At 37.9% G+C, this 20,812-nt stretch carries 21 protein-coding genes; 1 reads left to right on the top strand and 20 read right to left on the bottom strand.

The genetic code is table 11. The features are described 5' to 3' along the window. Positions 1 to 170: 170 nt before the first annotated feature. The 6 genes from V7124_RS08460 to V7124_RS08435 form a co-directional block, all read right to left on the bottom strand. Positions 171 to 1,916 carry a WG repeat-containing protein gene (locus V7124_RS08460; RefSeq protein WP_335488028.1) on the bottom strand — a complete coding sequence of 582 codons (1,746 nt, stop codon included), beginning with the start codon at positions 1,914 to 1,916 and terminating at the stop codon, positions 171 to 173. Positions 1,917 to 2,018: 102 nt separating this feature from the next. Next, positions 2,019 to 2,801, bottom strand: a complete 783-nt coding sequence (locus tag V7124_RS08455; protein ID WP_335488025.1) for an IclR family transcriptional regulator — start codon at positions 2,799 to 2,801, stop codon at positions 2,019 to 2,021. Positions 2,802 to 2,977: 176 nt separating this feature from the next. Further along, complete coding sequence (gene kduD / locus V7124_RS08450; protein ID WP_335488022.1) at positions 2,978 to 3,760, bottom strand: 2-dehydro-3-deoxy-D-gluconate 5-dehydrogenase KduD; 783 nt, start codon at positions 3,758 to 3,760, stop codon at positions 2,978 to 2,980. 53 nt (positions 3,761 to 3,813) lie between these two features. Further along, positions 3,814 to 4,644, bottom strand: a complete 831-nt coding sequence (kduI, locus tag V7124_RS08445) for a 5-dehydro-4-deoxy-D-glucuronate isomerase (protein WP_335410971.1) — start codon at positions 4,642 to 4,644, stop codon at positions 3,814 to 3,816. A gap of 419 nt (positions 4,645 to 5,063) precedes the next feature. Then, positions 5,064 to 6,077: a 4Fe-4S binding protein gene (locus V7124_RS08440; protein WP_335488019.1), complete on the bottom strand. Its 1,014-nt coding sequence runs from the start codon at positions 6,075 to 6,077 to the stop codon at positions 5,064 to 5,066. Positions 6,078 to 6,209: 132 nt separating this feature from the next. After that, positions 6,210 to 7,193, bottom strand: a complete 984-nt coding sequence (locus V7124_RS08435) for a Gfo/Idh/MocA family protein (protein ID WP_335488037.1) — start codon at positions 7,191 to 7,193, stop codon at positions 6,210 to 6,212. Between the two features lie 175 nt (positions 7,194 to 7,368). Between V7124_RS08435 and V7124_RS08430 the strand changes: the two genes are divergently transcribed. Next, the gene (locus V7124_RS08430; RefSeq protein WP_420490513.1) at positions 7,369 to 9,048 is read left to right on the top strand and encodes a glutamine--tRNA ligase/YqeY domain fusion protein; all 1,680 of its coding nucleotides are present in this window, start codon (positions 7,369 to 7,371) and stop codon (positions 9,046 to 9,048) included. A gap of 46 nt (positions 9,049 to 9,094) precedes the next feature. On the opposite strand, the gene V7124_RS08425 is transcribed toward V7124_RS08430, so the two are convergent. From V7124_RS08425 to V7124_RS08360, 14 genes are all read right to left on the bottom strand, one after another. Beyond that, positions 9,095 to 10,159 carry a sensor histidine kinase gene (locus V7124_RS08425; protein WP_335488013.1) on the bottom strand — a complete coding sequence of 355 codons (1,065 nt, stop codon included), beginning with the start codon at positions 10,157 to 10,159 and terminating at the stop codon, positions 9,095 to 9,097. 3 nt (positions 10,160 to 10,162) lie between these two features. Then, on the bottom strand, positions 10,163 to 10,624 hold the full coding sequence (locus tag V7124_RS08420) for a GAF domain-containing protein (protein ID WP_335488010.1): 462 nt from the start codon (positions 10,622 to 10,624) through the stop codon (positions 10,163 to 10,165). 13 nt (positions 10,625 to 10,637) lie between these two features. After that, positions 10,638 to 11,291, bottom strand: a complete 654-nt coding sequence (locus V7124_RS08415; RefSeq protein WP_335488008.1) for a response regulator transcription factor — start codon at positions 11,289 to 11,291, stop codon at positions 10,638 to 10,640. Positions 11,292 to 11,311: 20 nt separating this feature from the next. Then, the gene (locus V7124_RS08410) at positions 11,312 to 11,965 is read right to left on the bottom strand and encodes a sensor histidine kinase (RefSeq protein ID WP_335410958.1); all 654 of its coding nucleotides are present in this window, start codon (positions 11,963 to 11,965) and stop codon (positions 11,312 to 11,314) included. 30 nt (positions 11,966 to 11,995) lie between these two features. After that, positions 11,996 to 12,271: a hypothetical protein gene (locus V7124_RS08405; protein ID WP_335488005.1), complete on the bottom strand. Its 276-nt coding sequence runs from the start codon at positions 12,269 to 12,271 to the stop codon at positions 11,996 to 11,998. Beyond that, positions 12,258 to 12,569, bottom strand: coding sequence for a hypothetical protein (locus tag V7124_RS08400; RefSeq protein ID WP_335488000.1), 312 nt, complete (start codon positions 12,567 to 12,569; stop codon positions 12,258 to 12,260). The genes V7124_RS08405 and V7124_RS08400 overlap by 14 nt, the downstream gene beginning before the upstream one ends. Next, positions 12,562 to 12,753: a hypothetical protein gene (locus tag V7124_RS08395; protein WP_335487997.1), complete on the bottom strand. Its 192-nt coding sequence runs from the start codon at positions 12,751 to 12,753 to the stop codon at positions 12,562 to 12,564. The genes V7124_RS08400 and V7124_RS08395 overlap by 8 nt, the downstream gene beginning before the upstream one ends. Next, positions 12,743 to 13,267: a Rieske (2Fe-2S) protein gene (locus V7124_RS08390; RefSeq protein WP_335410950.1), complete on the bottom strand. Its 525-nt coding sequence runs from the start codon at positions 13,265 to 13,267 to the stop codon at positions 12,743 to 12,745. Before V7124_RS08390 ends, V7124_RS08395 begins: the two co-directional genes overlap by 11 nt. 12 nt (positions 13,268 to 13,279) lie before the next feature. Next, the gene (locus tag V7124_RS08385) at positions 13,280 to 13,840 is read right to left on the bottom strand and encodes a 4Fe-4S dicluster domain-containing protein (RefSeq protein WP_335410947.1); all 561 of its coding nucleotides are present in this window, start codon (positions 13,838 to 13,840) and stop codon (positions 13,280 to 13,282) included. After that, positions 13,841 to 16,009 carry a molybdopterin oxidoreductase family protein gene (locus tag V7124_RS08380; protein ID WP_335487994.1) on the bottom strand — a complete coding sequence of 723 codons (2,169 nt, stop codon included), beginning with the start codon at positions 16,007 to 16,009 and terminating at the stop codon, positions 13,841 to 13,843. Beyond that, positions 15,996 to 17,078 carry a hypothetical protein gene (locus V7124_RS08375; protein WP_335487991.1) on the bottom strand — a complete coding sequence of 361 codons (1,083 nt, stop codon included), beginning with the start codon at positions 17,076 to 17,078 and terminating at the stop codon, positions 15,996 to 15,998. The genes V7124_RS08380 and V7124_RS08375 overlap by 14 nt, the downstream gene beginning before the upstream one ends. A 141-nt stretch (positions 17,079 to 17,219) precedes the next feature. Beyond that, positions 17,220 to 18,407: a hypothetical protein gene (locus V7124_RS08370; RefSeq protein WP_335487988.1), complete on the bottom strand. Its 1,188-nt coding sequence runs from the start codon at positions 18,405 to 18,407 to the stop codon at positions 17,220 to 17,222. A 142-nt stretch (positions 18,408 to 18,549) separates the two neighbouring features. Continuing rightward, positions 18,550 to 19,713 carry an HD-GYP domain-containing protein gene (locus V7124_RS08365; RefSeq protein ID WP_335487985.1) on the bottom strand — a complete coding sequence of 388 codons (1,164 nt, stop codon included), beginning with the start codon at positions 19,711 to 19,713 and terminating at the stop codon, positions 18,550 to 18,552. A 121-nt stretch (positions 19,714 to 19,834) separates the two neighbouring features. After that, on the bottom strand, positions 19,835 to 20,812 hold a 978-nt coding region (locus tag V7124_RS08360), incomplete at its 5' end, for an ATP-binding protein (protein ID WP_335487981.1).

The raw sequence follows: 20,812 nt of genomic DNA, 5'->3' as shown, positions 1-20,812 counted from the left end.
TCCGCGGGCTCGCCCGTGAGCCTCCTCGCTGCTTCGCACCTGCGGGGTCTCACTCAGCTCGTTCATCCCGCAGGAGTCGAGCCCCTTTCGCTCTAATCAACAGGTTTTAATAAACAGTATCCATTTACACAGCCTAATTTAAAAGTATCTCGGTGTCCAGCAGTTGTCAATTAGTGAAAGGAACGCCAAAAGTCACCCTCCTTATTAATGATACTGTTTATTTCTGCAAATGGTATGGTGAAGGTGGGAAATCCGGCCGCATACGGAGCAATCTCATAAGGTTGAAAGTATAGATTTAATCCCTCTTTGCTAATAAAAAAGGGCTGGTCCGCTTTTATTCCTTTATAGGTTTCAGGGAAAACATAAGAATATTGATCATCGTTTTTGATTTGTTCCCCGATGATTTCACTGATTACTTTTACATAATCTTCTTTCGGGCTAAACAAATCTTTTAAATGGAAAAACTCGCCGGTTTTGAGGTTTAGATGAGCATATTTTTTAATCGGCATTCCATGAGCGGCCCCGAACGGATACTCATACCCGTTAATCTCAATAACCATAAGGTTGTTTTTATAAAAAGTAATATCAAAATCACCGATATAGCTTGATTCCAATTGTGTGTTTTCGGGAATAATCTTCACCCCAGAAAGATCCTTTAAGGTCTGATTTACATTCTCCTGATTTTTGATCCCCTTCACCTGTGGGTAATAAACCAAATAGTCCTTGTCTGGTTTGAATTTATTTTCAATAACAGAAATATCGTCGGTTACCGGAATAACCTTATTTTGCTTCCATACTACCTTGCCTTTTTTATCAAAATAGAGCGTGCGAAGATCGATATCACCTTTAATGACCGATTGATCAAATACGAGTGAACCACTGCCGCTAACCTTTGGAAGGAACTCTATTCTCTGACCACGTTTGTCGATAAAGAAGGTGTTTTCGTCATTAAAGGCTGAGGCAATTCCATCCTTATACAGTGAGACACCATTATAGATAAACCCGGTGTATATTTGTCCGTTAGAATCGGCGATGGCATACTTAGGAAGAAGATAAGGCTTTTGCGGGTCAGGTGATTTACCGAGTGCATAACGATTTTCTCCGAGATATAACAAACGATTATAATTTGGTTTGATAATAAAATTCCCCTGCTTATCAATTAAGCCAAAATTATATTCCACATTCACAATCGCCCTTCCTTCGATAAACGATTGTGCTCCTGTATACTTTGGCTCAATTACGATATTCCCTGCTTCGTCCATGTACCCCCATTTTCCTTCATTGCTAGGACGAAACGCCAGCATCCCTTCTCCGTAATTATCGACCATTTCGTAATGGTAGGATTTCAATATTCTTCCGGTAAGATCAATAAGAGCGAAGCTGCCTTCTTTCATTTTTACAAGTGCTTTTCCATTATGATAGTCGTTAGCAGATTCAAAGGTTAAGGGAATGACTTCCTTTCCTCTGCGATTCAAAAATCCGTATAAATACTCACCATGCTCGTTCGTATTAGCAGCTAGTGCTCTGCCCTCCTGATAATCACCAATAAAGGAATACGCCTTTGAGGTAATTTCCTTTCCGCTTTCATCAATGACTTTAAAACCCTTACTATCGATTACCGTTGCCCGCCCTTCCGAAAACGGACTAATAGACTGATATTTTGGTTTCACAATAAAGTATCCATCACTGTTGATAATCCCTGTGAGGTTATTTACTTCAACAATCGCTAAGCCATTTTCCTGAAAATCACGTGCCCTTTCATATTTTGGGGATAGAACAAAAAGACCCTTCTCGTTGATGTAGCCCCATTTACTTCCGCCAATCCCCTTCACTGCTGCCGGAAAAAGGTAAACCATTCTAGATAAGGAAAGTAGGTAGGTAATCCAATTTTCCTGTTCTGTATTTCTTCTAACCATCCCTGATACCCCATTTAATTTTTTAGTTATATATATGAAAAAATGGGCGTGATGTAACTGATACAAAAAAAAGAACCCACATGGATTCTCTTTTTGTAACTCTTATATAAATACATAATTCTGCTGTAATTCCCGCAGGATATTTTCCTTTGTTTTTAAAATGGCTTGAACGATTTCATCTTTGATGATTGGTGTTATTCGATATGATGGCACACTTACACTAAAAGCTCCATATGTTTGGTTATTCATTCTTAGAGAAACACCTAAACAGTAAACATCATTTTCACCTTCACTATCATCGACTGCATACCCACTTCTTTTTACATCATTGAGCTGTTCCAATAACGTATCATGATCGGTAATCGTCGTTTTGGTAAATGCTTTTAGCTCAACCCGGTTCAAATATGCCGCTATTTCATCCCTCGACATCTCGGCAAGGACCGCTTTTCCCATCGCAGAACAATAAAGTGGCTTTGTTAAACCAATTCTCGAATTCAAGCAAACAATTGGCTTATTGGTTTCCAGCTTGTTAACAGTCAAGATTTCATCGCCCTCTAAAATCCCTAAGTGAATGGTTTCGTCTAATCGAATTTGCAATTCTTTTAAGTAGGGATATGAAATCTTGGAAATGTCCAAATTCGCTAAATACCTGTTTGCATATTTAATTAAGGCACTTCCAAGCTCGAATTTTTTCGTTTCTGGATGTTTTTTTACATAACCAATCATTTGGAGTGTATCTAGTATCTTCAAAGCAGTTGAACTAGTTAAACCTGTTTCTTGTGCAATCACGTTCAATGGCTGTGGCTCTTTCTTTGCGGATAAAAAATCAAGGATGGTTGAAGCTTTAATTAAAACCGTACCATAAGGCTGTTTTGCATTCTCCATTGAAATCCCTCCTTTCATTTGATAATTTACTTTATCTATTTTGCAACCGCATTTTTTTAGGTTATTTAGATATTATACACCAGTATGCCGGTTTTTCCCTCTTGAGAATAAAAAGAATATAGCTATTTGGGAATAGCTATACTCTTAATCAATTAATCTATATATGATTTTTTAAATTAGCGAACTAGCCAGCCGCCATCTACTGGTACAATGGCTCCATTCATATAATCCGAAGCTTTGCTTGCAAGGAAGACAACGACACTTTGTAGGTCAGCTGGTGTTGCCCAACGTCCAGCTGGAATCCGAGCAGTAATTTCATCTCTTCGCACTTCATTCTCAAGAATTGGTGCAGTGTTTGCTGTTTCAACATAGCCAGGAGCAATTGCGTTAATTTGGATACCATGAATGGCTAACTCATTGGCAAAGATTTTTGTTAATCCTGCAACACCATGTTTACTTGCTGTATATCCTGGTACGAACTTACCCCCTTGGAATGAAAGCATAGAGGCAATGTTAATGATTTTCCCACTTTTTTGTTCTACCATTACTTTTGCTACTTCCTGGCTTAAGAAGTAAACGGCATTTAAGTTAATATTGATAACAGCTTCCCAGTCTGCTGCAGGATGCTCAATAAGTGGAGCGCGTTTGATGGTTCCTGCGTTGTTAACTAGAATATCAATTTTCCCAAATGTTTCTAAACATTTAGCGACAACATCTTTGATGGTGTCATGGTTCGTTAAATCACCTTGGTGAAATGCTACACGGCGGCCTTCTGCTTCAATAAGTTCTTTTGTGTCATCCCAATCATGATTGTGTGTAGTAATAAAAAGATCTGCACCGGCTTTTGCAAGCGCCACCGCATATCCTTGTCCAAGACCCGTATTACCACCAGTCACGATCGCCACTTTGCCTGCTAAATTAAAATAATCTAATGAGAATTGTTGTAAATCATTTGTCATGATGTATTTCCTCCATTTTTATAGTGATTAAAGACTACGTTGTAAATAATTATTTATTTCAAATCCTGCATACGGACATTGTCCATATCTTCATACGTAATATTTTCTCCGCACATGGCCCAGATGAACGTATAATCACTTGTTCCTACTCCAGAGTGAATGGACCAGCTAGGTGAAATAACGGCTTGCTCATTTGCAATTACAAGGCTCTTTGTTTCATCCGGTTTACCCATGAAATGGAAGACTCTAGTGTCCTCTTTCATATCGAAATACAGGTACGCTTCCATGCGTCGCTCATGTGTATGAACGGGCATTGTATTCCACGCACTTCCTGGTGTTAAAATCGTATAACCCATTTGAAGTTGACAGCTTTCGCAAATATTCGGATGAATGTATTGATAAATCGAGCGATGGTTTAATGTAGAAGCATCACCTGTTACTTTAGGTTCGATGTTATCGATGCTAATTCTTACATTCGGATATTTATGGTGGGCTGGGGTTGATACAGTGTAAAATTTAGCTGGATTAGACGGATCATCTGATTTGAATTGAATATCTTTAGTTTCTTTTCCAATGTAATAACCGTCTTGTTTTTTCATCGGTTCTTCTGTTCCCTCGAGTACGATAGATCCTGGACCGCCAATATTAATAATTCCAAGTTCACGGCGCTCTAAGAAATAAGTAACTCCTAGTTCTTTTGAAAGTTCGATTGTTAACGGTTTATCTGTTGGTGTAACACCACCGAAGATCATCCGATCGTTATGTGTGTAAGTTAAAACTACTTCTCCTGGTACAAAAATACTTTCCACTACAAATTCTCTGCGTAATTGTTCAGTTGAATAGTGTCGAATATCTTCAGGACTATGTGTATAACGAGTTTCCATCTAATTCACTCCTGTTTTCAATTAAATTTTGCGAACCCTTTGAATCTGAAGGCAAAATAGTGATAACGCCTTCATTAATTTCCAAATAGGAAATCATATTGTTTATTTGGAAATCTATAAGATTATTATATGGGACGTTTTTGGGATTTTCAACCTCATTTTAGAAAATAATCAGAAAAGCTTTAAATAAAAGGCTGTGTTAATGGATATTGTTGATTTCAGAACCTGTTGATTGGAGCGAAAGAGGCTCGACTCCTGCGGGATGTACGAGCTGAGTGAGACCCCACAGGTCGGTACGACCGAGGAGGCTCACGGGCGAGCCCGCGGAAAGCGTAGCCTCTGTAGCGCAAATCAACAGCCAAGTTTAACAGCCAAATAAAAAAGTAACCTGTCAGTATAACAGATTACTTTTTTCTATCTTAATCTATAAATTTTGCTTCAGGTATTAATACCTTCCATTCTTCATAACTGATAATCGTTTCCCAGTGTCCTGTCATCTTTGCGAAACCAACAATTAAGAAAAAGACAACAAAAAATGACACCGGAATAAACCATTTACTTACCTTTTTATTCGCGACCGTCATATTCAACGTATCCTTCACAGGACATGCTTCCACACACGCCATACAAGCCGTACAATTTAAGTTATTTACTGTTTCTACCTTATGCACTTTTACCCTTGAAGGACAAACCTTTGTGCACATTTCACAGTTTGTACATGTCTCTTCATTTCTGCGAACCTTTGAAATTCTAAATATCGATCCTAGTCCAATGAAGGCACCATACGGGCAGAGGAAGCGGCACCAGAAATTTTTATACAATAAGGAAAGTACAAACATAACAATAAGAAAACCAAGACCAAAAGCACTAACATCTAAGAAAAATGTCAGCATTTTCACATCTGATATTATATTATATGGTTCGTTCAGGAATGAAATCGCAGCGTACGTCGGCATTACGATAACCATCCCCAAGAAAAATAACAATAGTAAATATTTTATTGGAGTAAGAAGCCAAACGAGCCAGGTGGGAACCTCAAAATTTCTTTTAAACAATTTCTTACCTAATCTTGAGACCCATTCACCAACTGTTCCAACCGGACAAATCCAGCTGCAAAATGATCTTTTGAAAATAATCGCACCACCAACAAAAAAGCTTAACAATACAAGTCCTGCTGGGTGGATTACATCAAATTCCCCAGTTGCCAGCCATACTTTTAAAGCCATTAAGGCACTAATCGGCAGGAATCCTTCAACTGCACTAGGTCTTTCGACAAAAGGAGTTTCTCCAAGTGTTTCAAAATGCATATAAAATTGATAAAAGCGTACACCGACATATAGTAAAAACAACAGGAATATCGCTTGAACGACGTATCTTGTTATTTGGACCGGCTTTCTTTTCAACTGTTTTTTATACCAGTTCATGGACTTCATTACATTTCCTCCAATCTTCTTTACCTTAAATATAAGGAACGAAGTAAATCAGGGGATGTGATAAAAGTCATCGTGAATACCGTATTCATAAAGATTTCACAACCGTATACTTAAAACAGACAAAAATTAATGTTAACGTTCTACCCCAAAGACAATATTATTCTGTTTCCTTGCTTCTTCTGTAATACTTAACACAATTTTACTCAATCTACTTACTTTCTGATAACGGGTATCATCGTTTGTTTCTATGATTTCCGCAATATTTATGCATTCATATACCATGTCTTGTTCTTCCTGGGCTACACTCAAGGTTTCAGTCTTTTTCGAGTGACTGTCAATGAAGGTAATCTCAGATATTGGTGCAGCATTCTCAAGGATAAAGGTCCCCTTTTCTCCATGGATTTCGCACGGAATAACCGAATGTGATATCTTCGAACAAAGAATGGTACAGACAAAGTCTTGATACTCTAACACCAGTGTCCCACTGCCATCAACACCGCTTGATAGAATAACCGGATGATACGTAACCTTGTCAGGCTCCCCAAAAAGGCCAATCGCTAAGAAAAGCGGATAAACCCCTAGATCGACAAGTGCTCCTCCAGAAAAAGCACTCGAAAAGATATTTGGTACTTCCCCTTTTAAAAACAAATCGTATCTAGAAGAATACTGAATATATGGGAGCATCGCACTTCTTAGTTTACCTGCCATTTGAAGTTTATCTTTTAAAATGCGAAAATTTGGTGCATGAATATTGCGAATCGCTTCAAATAAATAGACACCATTCTCCTCTGCAACTTGATAGGCTTCATCTAGTTCCGCTGTATTTGAAAAGATTGGCTTTTCACAAATGACATGTTTCTTATTTTTTAAAAAGGTAAGTGCTTGTTCAAAATGGACTGAATTGGGTGAGGCAATATAAACCGCCTGGATTTCTGGGCTTTTTGCCATTTCTCCTATGTCAGTATAATAGTGTGCTGCATGATATGTATGTGCTAGTTCTTTTGCTTTTTCTTCTGTTCGTGAATAAACGGCGGTTAAATTAAATTTGCCGCTGAGTTTGGCTGCTTCAATAAAAGACGTTGTAATCCATCCAGTACCAACTGTTGCTAAGTTAATCAAGAAAATCCCCCCCATATTTCTTCAAGTTATTATTGTATCCTTTTTGAAATTTCATTACCAATTTTACATACTAGCAGGTTATTTGATAAAATTACTCTTAGGCTTATTTTTCTAATGAATTGTTGGCAACAATGGAAAATTATCATTATTTATGGTATTTATATAAGAAGGAATGAAGGAGAGGTTGAATAGAGTGGACAATCTTAGTTCTAATTTTATAAAAGATGTTATGATAAAGGATTTGGAGTCAGGTAAGCACGATAAAATTATCACTCGGTTTCCTCCAGAGCCAAACGGATATTTACATATTGGACATGCAAAATCAATCATTATTAACTTTGGATTAGCAGATGAATTTAACGGAAAAACGAATTTACGTTTTGATGATACCAATCCGTTAAAGGAAGATGTCGAGTATGTAAATTCGATTAAAGAAGATGTGAAATGGCTTGGATTTGAATGGGATAACTTATATTTTGCTTCTGATTATTTTGAAGAGATGTACAAAAGGGCAGTTCTTTTAATAAATAAGGGCCTTGCTTATGTAGATGACTTATCCGCAGATGAAATTCGTGAATATCGCGGCACTTTGACATCTCCCGGTAAAGAAAGTCCATACCGCGACCGTTCAATCGAGGAAAATCTTGATTTGTTCGAACGGATGCGCAATGGAGAATTTGAGAATGGACAAAAGGTGCTTCGCGCAAAGATTGATATGAAGTCTCCCAATATCAATTTGCGTGACCCAGTTCTTTATCGCATTACACACGCTACACACCACAACACGGGTGATAAATGGTGCATTTATCCGATGTATGCTTTTGCTCATCCGCTTGAAGATGCAATTGAGGATGTAACCCATTCGATTTGTACCGTTGAGTTTGAAGATCAACGCCCGCTTTATAATTGGATAGTTGAACAATGTGAAATGAAAAGTCAGCCGCAGCAAATTGAATTTGGGCGGTTAAACGTGACCAATACTGTCATGAGTAAAAGAAAGCTTAAGCAGCTGGTTGATGAAGGATTTGTCGATGGCTGGGATGATCCACGGATGCCAACGATTTCAGGGATGAGACGGAAAGGATTTACTCCTGAATCGATTCGTAACTTTGTCCGTGAAACAGGAGTAGGGAAAGGTTCAGGAGCCGTTGATTCACAAATGCTTGAACACTATGTTAGAGAAGACTTAAAGTTAAAGGCTCCCCGGACAATGGGGATCATTAATCCTTTAAAAGTAGTCATCACAAACTATCCTGAAGGACAAATCGAGCTACTTGATGCTGAGGTAAATCCAGAGGTTCCGGAAATGGGCATGCGCAAAATACCGTTTTCTCGTGAGATCTACATTGAGAAAGACGATTTTATGGAAAATCCGCCAAGTAAATATTTCCGCCTCTTCCCTGGTAATGAAGTTCGCCTTAAGCATGCTTATTTTATTAAGTGTGAAGAAGTTATTAAGGATATCAACGGTGAAGTAGTTGAACTGCGCTGTACCTATGATCCACTAACCAAGAGTGGTACTGGCTTTACTGGACGTAAGGTAAAAGGAACCATTCACTGGGTCGAAGCGACAAACTCTGTTCCAGCGGAATTCCGTTTATATGAACCACTTATCCTGGATAAAACAGAAGAGGAAAATGAAGGAGAGGAAAAGACCTTTCTTGATAACGTAAATCCCGAATCGCTAGTGGTTTTACAGGGATTTGTTGAACCGAACATGAGAGAAAGCAGACCTCACGATAAATTCCAGTTCTTCAGACATGGATATTTCAACGTTGATCCAAAACATACGACAGTTGATAAACTCGTCTTTAACCGGATTGTATCATTAAAGAGTTCATTTAAACTATAGACAAACAAAAGGAACCAGGAGCGATTCCCCTGGTTCCTTTGTTTGTCTATTTTAATGCAAGTGATGTTGGGACTTCTAGAATAACCCTTGTTCCCTTTCCAGGAGAGGAGTTAATCGTAAGTTCTCCACCAACAGCTCTTGCTCTTTCATCCATACTGAAAAGACCTACGCCACGAGACCTAGTACCGGGTTCAAACCCTTTTCCATTATCCTCAATCATAACCCGTACACTCTGTTCATACTCTCTAACTGTGACAGCTGCGTCTGTCACGTCAGCATACTTTCGAATGTTTGTTAATGCTTCTTGAATAATCCTGTAAATCGTTAATTCAATACTAATATCCAGCCGGCGGTTTAACATACACTCAAAATAAACATCAATATGGTAGTTCTCTGAAAAACGAGAAAGAAAGGAACGAATGGCAGGAACGAGTCCAAGGTCATCCAATACAGAAGGCCGCAGCTCCCATGAGATATCACGGATTTCTTCAATCAATTGGGTTGCTTCCTTTTGCATTTGATCTAGGAGGGGATGATCTACCTCTGAAAGTAAACGATTGATGGTAATAAGATGACTGTATAAATTCTGACCGATGCCATCATGTAAATTTCGTGATAAGCGCTTACGTTCTTCTTCTTGAACATCAATAATCGTTGTCAGCATTTTTTGAAGCTGTTGTTCCACTCGTTTTCGTTCCGTTATTTCGTATCGTATTGCTAAATATTGATAGGGTTTCCCTAACTCATCTAAGAATGGGATAATCGTAGTATCTACCCAATAATAGGTTCCATCCTTAGCACGATTACGGATTTCCCCCTTCCAGACTTGTCCTGTACCTATTGTTTTCCACATTTTCTTAAAAAAATCTTTTGAATGGAAATCGGAATTTAAAATACGATGATCATGTCCTAAAAGTTCATCCTTCGGGTATTTAGAAATTCGGCTAAATTCTTCGTTCACATATGTAATTTTCCCTCTCGAATCGGTAATCGCTACAATAGAAGATTCATCAAGGGCAAACTTAAAATCCATCAATTCTTGAATTGATTTTTTTAATTCCAATTCAATGCTGGTGAGTTCGCTTGCAGGCTGCTTCTTATCTATTTCCATGACTTAAGCTCCTCCACCTAAGATATGACTTCTTAATAGCTTCTCTAGGGCTTCCGCGGAATCCTTCACCATCTGCTGGTATCTTTCAGGAAAAGTATAAGGACTTCTTTTTCCAACCAGCAATACACCTTTTGGGGACCCATTAAAAAATAACGGTACAGCGTAACAGGAAACAAGTTTTTCAGCCAGCATGATCGGATGGTCAGTTACTTTACCATTAATATCATTCGGAAATTCACTCAACATCATAGGACTTCCGCTTGAAATAATTTTTCCAGCGATTCCTTTTCCAAAACGGACGGTTATTCTTTGATATTTATCATTTAAGTTTCCAACTGCATAGTGCCAACGAACGTCCGGGCCCACTTCATTCTGCAGGGCAAGAGCGACAAATTCACATGGTAATTCCTTTAATAGATAGTCACATACTTCCCTAACTGCTGGTATTTCCCTTATTTGTTCCATGTGTTGGTTCTCCTTAAATTCCATATCCTAATAAGCCCTTCTTAATGGCGTACTCCACCAACTCTGGTCTTGTCTTCATTTTCAGCTTTTCCATTAAATTTCCTTTGTGGGTTTCAACCGTTTTAACACTAATAACTAACTGCTCCGCGATTTCTTTATTTGCATACCCTTTTGCAACAAGCGTGAGCACTTCTTTTTCGCGATCAGATAAAAGATGAAAGGTATCTTGGCTGTCCAGTTTAACGCTTCCTAAATATTCCTCCATTAAACGTTTTGTGGCAGCTGGATGCAGATACGCATTTCCTAAGGAAACCGATTCAATCGCTGACATTAGCTCATCATGTGGAGCACTTTTTAGAATACAGCCTGAAGCACCAGCTTGAATGGCTCTGAAAAGATATTCCTCATCATTATGCATGGTTAAAATTAAGATATTCACTTCAGGCATAAGCTTTTTTAATTCAGATGTCGCAGATAATCCATCTTTCCCATGTGGCATACTTAAATCCATCACCACTACATCAGGTTTAAGCTTCATCGCCTTTTTAATGCCTTCATTACCTTCCGAAGCCTCACCAATCACTTGCATTTCAGGATTAGAATTTAACAGCATCGTCAGACCCATTCTAACTACGGCATGATCATCAACCAAAAGGATTTTAATCAAGTTTAACTCTCCTTCCCTACCTATATAGGAAGAGATATTTCAACAGACGTTCCTCCTCCTATTTTAGAGGATATTACGCAGTTTCCGCCAGTTAGAAGCATTCTTTCTTTCATTGCAGCTATTCCTAAAGAAACCCGATTCATCTCGATTTCGTCTGTTGCAAATCCTCCACCGAAATCAATAATTGAGATTTTTAATTCTTCTTCATCCCAACTAAATGTCATTTTCACATTCGAAGTATCCGCATGTTTCGCAATATTTGTAAGTGCCTCCTGGCAAACACGAAAAACAGCAACACTACTTTGCTCCGGTAGATGTTTTTCAACCCCAGTCGATTCTAAATCTACGAGCACGCCAAAGGTTGAGGTATATAATTTAAGATAGCTCTTAATCGCTGGCATTAATCCAAGTGTTGTTAGAGCAGGGGGATGAAGCTCTACTGAGAGCAATCTTATCTCAATAATCGTCTTTTCAATCAACTGAGTCATTTCATGCAAATAGTTTTTCAGATGGTGCTCACCTAAGCCCGATTCAACTAATTGTAACCCGGTATAAATACTGTAAAGATTTTGCCCAACCCCTTCATGCAGCTCCATCGAAATACGTTTTATTTCCTCTTCTTGTGATTGAATAATATAAGAACGAATTTGGTGCTTCAATACAGAATTCTCCATTGTACTCCCCCCTTACCTTTAGACTTCCAATTACTTCATTTTTTTAAAAGTGTACGTTAAGCCGCTATTATGATCTGTAGCTGAAAACGAAGCCTCGGAATGATGGAATTGGCTTGTAAGCGGCACTGCTAAGAAATAAATCGCATCAAAATAAAAACGGACATGTGTATGATCAGGACAATACTGAATCTTTTTTATATTTTTTTGGACGGCTGGAGCCTGATCTCCACCTTGCACATCTTGGATCGCCATTTCAACAGTTGAGCCAATAAAGTGCTGCAGGTCATTTAAATTAATGGGTTCCACAGCTGTTACATCCCTTCGTTACGGGATAAATGAACATTTTATACCCTTGCAGATACTCCCAAAATTTCGCGTCTGCATTTTCCTCGAGGAAAAGGAGCGTTTCTTCTTCTGAAGACCAGTTGCTCATCCCCTTCACTTCAGCAATAACCATATCAGCACCATCAATTTTCTTTTCTTCTAAATACCAATTTAACTTCTTTTTGCCGAATGTGTTTTTCAATAATTCATCGATCTCTAACGTAAATTCACCTGATTGTTCACGGATAAAACAAAAATCGAGATACGTTTCACTAATCATTGATGTTCACACCTTTTTTATAAATAAGAAATGCGGTTGGAAATAAAACAACATTAATGACTGCTGCAATTATTGTATTTGTATAATTCTCATAAAAATATTGGTGGACCATGTACTGAGTAACAATGATATTTACCAATAGAACAGCTAATAGGAGTGCTACACTAACGTAACTACGCTTCATAACGCTTCACCCCTACTGCATAAACGGATCCGTTTTCTACTTTCACATAGATTTCAGGGAGCGGACGCCTTGGAGGACCTGCTGTGGGTGCACCTGTTTCAACGTCAAATTTCCCGTGATGACATGGACAAAGCATTTCTTTCTCTTCCTTTTTCCAAAATACAGGACAACGAAGATGGGTACAGGCATTTTGGTAGGCCACATATTTCTCATCTGAAAGTCTTATTAAAATAGCACTGTCATGCTCTCCAGGAAAAGCAAATTCTACTGCATCCCCGACTGGTATCGACTTTACATCGGTGATTTTATGCTTTGGATATTTTTTATCTCCCAGCCCGCTCAGCTCTTTTGCCGCCATTACTCCCCAAGGAAGGGAAGAAACAGCGAAAACTCCTGCAGCACCGACGAGTGTTTTCATAAACCCGCGGCGATCCAGTTTTCGTTCATTATTGCGGTTTATATTATGTGTATAGTTATCTTCATTAAACGGGATTTTATTATTTTTATCTGTCATGGTTAATCCCTCCTAAAACAATTTCGTGACACCCTGAAGGATACCAGGGAGATTCACTCTTACATTTGTTTCGCCTTCTAAGTAAGGCATACTTGTAACCCACTTACCATTATCCAAATTAAATTGTGCTTGCTTTGCTTCAATTTCTTCATCTGTTAACCATTGTAAGGTATTTGACGGACATACACTCGCACACATCGGAGGAATTCCATCCTTTGTACGATCGATGCAAAGGTCGCATTTGTACATTAAATTTTGTTCTGTATCGAACTTCGGAATTCCGTATGGACAAGCAATCGTACAGTTTTGACAGCCAATGCACTTTTCAACAAGAGCCGAAAGAACCGCTCCTGTTTCATGGATTTGGATGGCTTGTGCTGGACAGCTTCTAGCACAGGCAGGATTCACGCAATGCAGGCACATTAGAGGCATCGTCTGACGGTTAACAAGCGGATTAACATCGTAGACATAGTTACGGTTACGCTCCTCATGACCACCGCACTGTGTACAGGCAGCCAAACAGGAGCGGCAGCCTATACAGTTTTCAAGTTCTAAATATAGCCTCTTTTTCATTTACTGCACCTTCTTTAGTTCAAGTTTTTCAATCTGTGCTGCACATGCTTTAAATTCCGGCATCCGGGACATTGGGTCAAGGGCGCCAATTGTTAAGAGATTAATAGATTTATCATGACCCCAGTGGTAAGGAACAAACACGGTATCCTTACGAATGGCCTCCGTTATTTTTACTTGATAATACGCCTCTCCTCTTCTTGAGAATAGACGAACTTTCTCCTCATGGTTAATACCATATTTTTCTGCTGTTTCTGGATGAACTTCTACAAAAGGTTCCGGACTCATATCGCGTAAGAAGTTAATTCTTCTTGTTTGATTCCCAGATAAATAATGATAAACGACACGTCCTGTTGTTAAGCGTAATGGATATTCTTCATCTGGCTCCTCAGCAGGTGGTCTATAAGGAAGGGCACATATTTTTGCCTTTCCATCTGGATGATAAAACTTTTTATCTAAGAACATATGTGGTGTTCCAGGGTCATTCTCATCTTTACATGGCCAGAATACGCCATCTTGTTTTTCGATTTTATCCCAAGTGATCCCGTAGTAATCAGCATATCCGCCTTTTGAAGCTAAACGGAATTCATCACCAACATCTTTTGCGGTTTTTAAATGAGAGAAATATTTCCCTCTGCCTAGGCGCTCGCATAATTCAACCTGAATTTGCCAATCTGGTTTGGATTCTCCAAGCGGCTCCTGCGCCTTATTGATTTTTATACAACGGCCTTCAAGATTTGTTACTGTACCTTCATCTTCAGACCAAGTAGTAGTTGGCAGGATTACATCCGCAAACTCTGCAGATTCTGATAAGTAAAAATCAGCACATACCATGAAATCCAGGTTTTTCAACTGTTCACGGACGTAATTTAAGTTTGGAGCAGAAACGGCTGGATTCGAGCATAGTAAGTACAAGCCGCGGATGACTTTTTGCTCCATTAAACCAAACATTTCGTAAGCGGAAACTCCCTCTTTTGGCATCTCCTCAGGTTCAATCCCCCAAACCTTAGCTACTGCTTTAACATGTTCAGGATTAGCAATTTTTCGGTATCCAGGAAGGGCATCAGCTTTTTGACCATGCTCACGTCCGCCTTGACCATTACCTTGACCTGTAAAAGTTGCAACACCTGCTTTTGGGCGGCCAATCTTACCTGTTACTAACGCCATATTGGTGTATCCCGAAACATTATCTACACCCTTAACTTGCTGCTCAATGCCACGCGCAAACATGACAATCGCATTTGGTGCTTTCCCGTAAATTTCAGCGGCACGAATGATTTTTTCAGGAGCAACCCCAGTTAGCTCACTCGTATATTCCGGTGTAAATTCTTTTACTAGTTCTTTTGTTTCTTCAAAGCCGTTTGTATGATTATTTACGAATTCTTCATCGGCATAGCCGTTTTGAATTAATAAGTTTAAGATTCCATTTGCTAGTGCAAGATCCGTTCCCGGTCTTAAATCTAAGTGAACATCGGCTCTTCTTGCTATCGGAGTTTCACGAGGGTCGGCAACAATCAAATACCCACCGCGTTCCTGAACTGCCCAAACACGGAACATCGATGTTGGATGACATTCTGCCGTGTTACTTCCTGCGATGAACAAGCAATCTGTTTCATGAAGATCTGTCCAAGGTAGTGTTGAACCACGGTCAACCCCAAAGGATCTCATAAAGCCGCCAGCGGCACTTGCCATACAAAAACGGCCATTGTAATCAATATAGCGTGTTTGTATGCCGACACGGGCAAATTTTCCGGTTAAATAGCATTTTTCATTGGTCATTGATACCCCGCTATAAACACTTAGGGAATCCTTGCCAAAGTCACCTTGAAGCTCTTGAAATTTTTTCACGATTAAATCATAGGCTTCATCCCATGTTGCTTCACGGAAACCATCTTTCGTGCCTTTAAGAGAAGCATCATCCCTAATTAACGGTTTTAATATACGATCATCATGGTTCGTCTGCTGATAAGCAGTAACCCCTTTTGGACACATCTTACCCACTGTTACTGGCCAATCATAACGAGGCTCAACCCCGATAATTTTATTTGTTTTTGTATTTACCCGTAAATTCATTCCGCATTGCATACCACAATAGCTGCAATGTGTTTTCACGAGCGTTTCATTTGGATGACGGAGATTTTCTATTTCTTTAAAAAATTTATCCCTTTGCATTCTGGTTTGCCTCCTTGACTTTCACTTGGTGTGTTGCGAATCCTGAGAATTTTGAAATACGATATTTTCTTCTGCATGGCAGGCACAATTCAGCCAGGTTAAAGCCATCTTCCATATTAAATTCGATCGCATTTACTCCCAATACTTCTATAACATCGCTTGATTGTTCTACCGATACGAAATGATCACCGCACACTTTACATTCTTTCATGGCCTGCTCACCATAATGCTCGCGGTAATTTCTAGCAAAAACGCTCACCGGACGGAAAGGAATATGGGCAAGTTTTCCAAAGGGTAAATAAATTAATGTTACGATAACGGAAAATTGGTGAATTAATGACATTTGCGGCTGCATCCAACCGTGCAAAAATACATTCTGGACTGTTAATAAAAGCCCTGTGATTGATATAAATAACAATAAGTAAAGTGGAACGAAATCATAGATAAACTTCTGCTCTGCTCTTGCCTGCATGTTCTTTAAGCGGCGCTGCAGAGCCATACACACACCAGCTGTAACCATGATGGCAGCAATATTTAAGGCATTATAAGAGAACCAAGCAATGAGTCCATCTGCTTTTACTTGCATTAGATTCATTCCCATCAGGACGATGGTATAGGTGCCATTGTCCTCCATTGTGAAGTACATCCAGCCAAAAACGAGCGGAAATGTAACTAAACAGGCAAGGACACATCCCCAGCCGATTAAAATATGCTGGATCCAGCGGTGTAACCCGCGGTTTTTGATAAAATCAAAGATTGCTAAGTGATTAATAGCTGTTTTAGGTGTGCTCTTTCTTTTTAAAAGCTTTAATCCTTTTTTGATAAATATTTTGGTTGGCGGTCTTTCACCCCATGCGATAAACCGATAGAAAAAGCCTCCGATAAATACAATCGTTCCCACCATGTATCCGTACAGATTTAAATCTACATGTGTGAACATCCTTGTTCCGATAAACGATAAAATAACAAGTGCGCTTACAGATAAAAACATAGATTTAGCAAATTTAGATGCAAAAGCATTATTGATTGAGTGTTCCGGTTTTTTATTTATTGGCGTATTTGTCTGCATTTTAGCTCCTCCTAAAAAAAATAACACTACCGATATTTCTTACTCTTATTGTAAGAAATCCGGCAGTGCTACTATAATAGGGGAACTCCCCCATCTGTAAGGGAAAAAACCCTTAGAAATTCCATTTTAGACAAATCTCTGTCACATTCTGGTTTTTAAGTACTTTTTGCGCCATGAATTTAGGAGCAGGATAACAATAACTAAAAACTGGGATAAAAACAGTATGGAATCCCAAAATATCAAACTTGAAGTCGGTTCTAATAAATTGGGCAGTGCTAACTCTAAAGCATAGAGTAATACCGGAATATAATATATTGAAATGAGTAGCAGGGTAATTGAAACCCCAAATGCATAAAAGATGGAATAACCGTAAACGACAGATTTTTCACCTACGAATACTTCATCCTTTTGAGATGTTGATTTTAGAAATGGGATTCGATTTCGAATTTTCTGCTGCGCATTTTCCATTAGATTGTAGTAGCCTGTTACATTTTCAAAAACATAATATAAATCCGTCTTCATATATACACAGCACTGATAAATCACTCTAATAAACACGTCGTATACGGCTAAGGATATTAAACTCAGAAAAATTCCTGATGCATTTGGAAATATTAGCTTACTCATAAGAGCAACAAATAGAATAACCGTATCAAAACAAAGACCTGCTAAATATAAAACATTCCGATCTTTTACAGGGAGTCTCCAAACGGAACCCATATCCGTTTCAAGTACAACCAGTAATAATCGATGACCAACTCCTAATTTTGTGGGCAGGGTGTAGGCACGCATTGCCAGGATATGGCCAAATTCGTGGATTAATACTAGCGAAAACGTTACCCCCAAATAAGCAATCATATTTATTACCATTACATCAGAAATAAACACATCTTCATAGCTTGGAATTAAGGAAGGTTTAGAAATTAAAAGGATGAGATTAACTAAAAATAAACTTAAATATACTACAAGAGCAACCTTATTAAAAAAGAATTTTCCTATCTTTGGAGATATCCATAAGAAGCCTAAACTCTCTTTGTCTTTAACCGTTTTTTCAACCTTAACACCATCTATCTCCTCAATCAGATCCATTTCAAGAAGCTGTTGGGAAAAATCTAGAAGATCGACTTCCTCATCGGGAAAATTTAATTTCAGAGTCTCCTCTATATCTCCTAATTTCTCACCTTCTTCAATCAATTTAATGGCTTCTATGCATACTTCTGGCATTTCATAAAATTCACCCGAAGTTATGTCTTCAACAATATAATGTTTTTTATCTCTGCGAATATCAATTGAAACCAACGATAGACGTGAAGAAAGTGAAATGCCCATTTAAACACCCTTTAACTTGTAAATTTTTCATTAAAGAAAGGATGCCTAGCTTTAGCAGGCATCCCTTTATATCATGGTTTCCATCCTGGCACAAAAGAACACCACCAGCACGTTGTTTTTACCTTATTTAATTTACGAATCTTCATGATTTCACCTCCATTTTCAAATTAAATTCTTTCATCCATGGATATTTAGCATGAAATTTGACCCAAGAAGGGTATATCTTTTTAAAGTCTTCTACTAACATTGGGTCAAATTGTGAGCCCTGTCCTTCAATAATACGTCGATATGCTTCTTCAACGGGCATTGCCTCCCGATATGATCTTGAAGAAGTCATGGCATCAAAAGCATCGGCAATCGCAGAAATCCTTGCAAGTAACGGAATTTCTTCACCCTTTAATTGGTCAGGATAACCTTTACCATCCCAACGCTCATGGTGGGAGCGGATAACACAAATACTATCCTTAATACCCTCCACATTTTTAACTGCTTCTGCACCCACACTAGGATGTGTTTTTATTATGTTAAATTCCTCATTCGTTAACTTCCCAGGTTTCATTAGGATCTGATCAGGAATATTAACTTTGCCAATATCATGAAGTAAGCAGGCATAATAGAATGATTTTTGTTCTGCTTTGGAAAACTTACCAATTTCTTGCGCTAATAATAAAGCGTAACTGGCTACTCTTTCACTATGTCCCCGTGTATACGGATCTTTTAGTTCCAGTGTCGCAATAACACCTTTTACAATTCCTTCTAACTGATTATCGTATGAAGTGCTAATTGCGCCAACGTAGCCTTGAAAGCGAACTAATAAAAAGAAAGACATGATTGATAATACAGCTATTAATATTATTGGAATAATTACATATGCAGAATTTAGTATACTGCCTATTAAGATATATTTAATTGTAATGCCTATACTAACTAACCAAAAATATCTTGTATTAAGGAATAGTGGCAATGATAAAATCAGAAACACTTCTACTAGATTTCCACTAGTGTATTCGCCGCCTCTTCCATTATAATTTAGTATATCTACTATTAATGTAGATAAAATATAACTAATTGAAAAAACATATTTTATCACAGATTGTTTATTTATCTTTTTTAAATAATAAAAAACTAGAATCAAAATCGATAAAATTGCATAGGTGATATACAAAAATTTACTTTGTGGACCACTTCCTTCATCCTGTATAACAACAGGAAAAAGGTAGTAATAAAAAAAATCATAACCTATCAATATAATATACGAAAATAAAAGAAACCATTTTACTGTTCGTTGCTCTTCATGCGGAATCATATAATCCTCCAGTAACAGCTGTACATATTTCTACCATATTCAGTATCTTTCTACATTATATAACATCACTAAAACCCTTGTCCTACATTTTATGAATGATTTTTGTATAATTATAGAATTATTATGATTTATCTTGTGAAATTGGTAGAATAACAGAGACTTTTGTTCCATTTTGTTGACTACTATCAAAACTAATCTCACCGTTATGCTCTTTAATAATTTGATTTGTAACCATTAGTCCTAGGCCGGTCCCATCTTTTTTAGTAGTATAAAATGGCTCCCCCAAGTTATTAAGGCTTTCTTCATCAATTCCGCAGCCCTCGTCCTGGATGGATATATTCATTTTATTACCGCCTAAAACCTTAACATTAATCTTTATTTTTCCGCCTTCAAGCATTGATTCTTTTGCATTTTTTATAAGATTTATAAATACTTGCTTCAATTGGTGCGAATCACACTCTAATGGCGGCAATGGACCGGCAATCATCGTTTCAATCGTTACTCCTTGTTGCTCCGCCTGTTGTTGAGTAATTGATAATGTATAAGCTATTATTTCTTCTATATTGGCTTTACTAAAATTTACTTGTTTTGGTTTCCCCAGATACATCAAATCATTAACAATGGAATTAATTCGATCTATTTCCTGAATCATTATTGGATAAAAATCATTTGAATTCGGATATCTTTCATGCTGTAGCTGGGTAAACCCTTTTAATGATGAAAGTGGATTTCGGATTTCATGTCCAATTCCAGCAGCCATCTGTCCAATTACTGCTAATTTATCTTTTTGCAGAAGCTCTAAATGAACTGTGGTTAAAGAAATGATATATGATTCAAAACGGTTTAAAATAATAAATGCAATAACGCATATTATTATTAAAATAATCATCGGAAAAATCACTCGGGAATCCAGTAACACTAGTAGGAATATTATATATTTCATGATCATTCCTATACTAACTGTCCAAAAATACTTTTTGTTCACAAATATTGGCGAAAAAAGAATAAATAACACTTCAACAATATGTCCTGATCCAAATGGTCTGTTTGTTCCTAAATAAATGATTAAATTATGAATTAAATCTACAAACAAAAAGCT

The sequence above is a fragment of the Neobacillus niacini genome (assembly GCF_036961885.1).
Classification (GTDB): Bacteria; Bacillota; Bacilli; order Bacillales; family Cytobacillaceae; genus Neobacillus; species Neobacillus niacini_H.
Note: the sequence above shows the minus strand (reverse complement) of the source record. Positions and strands in the feature narration are given on the sequence as shown.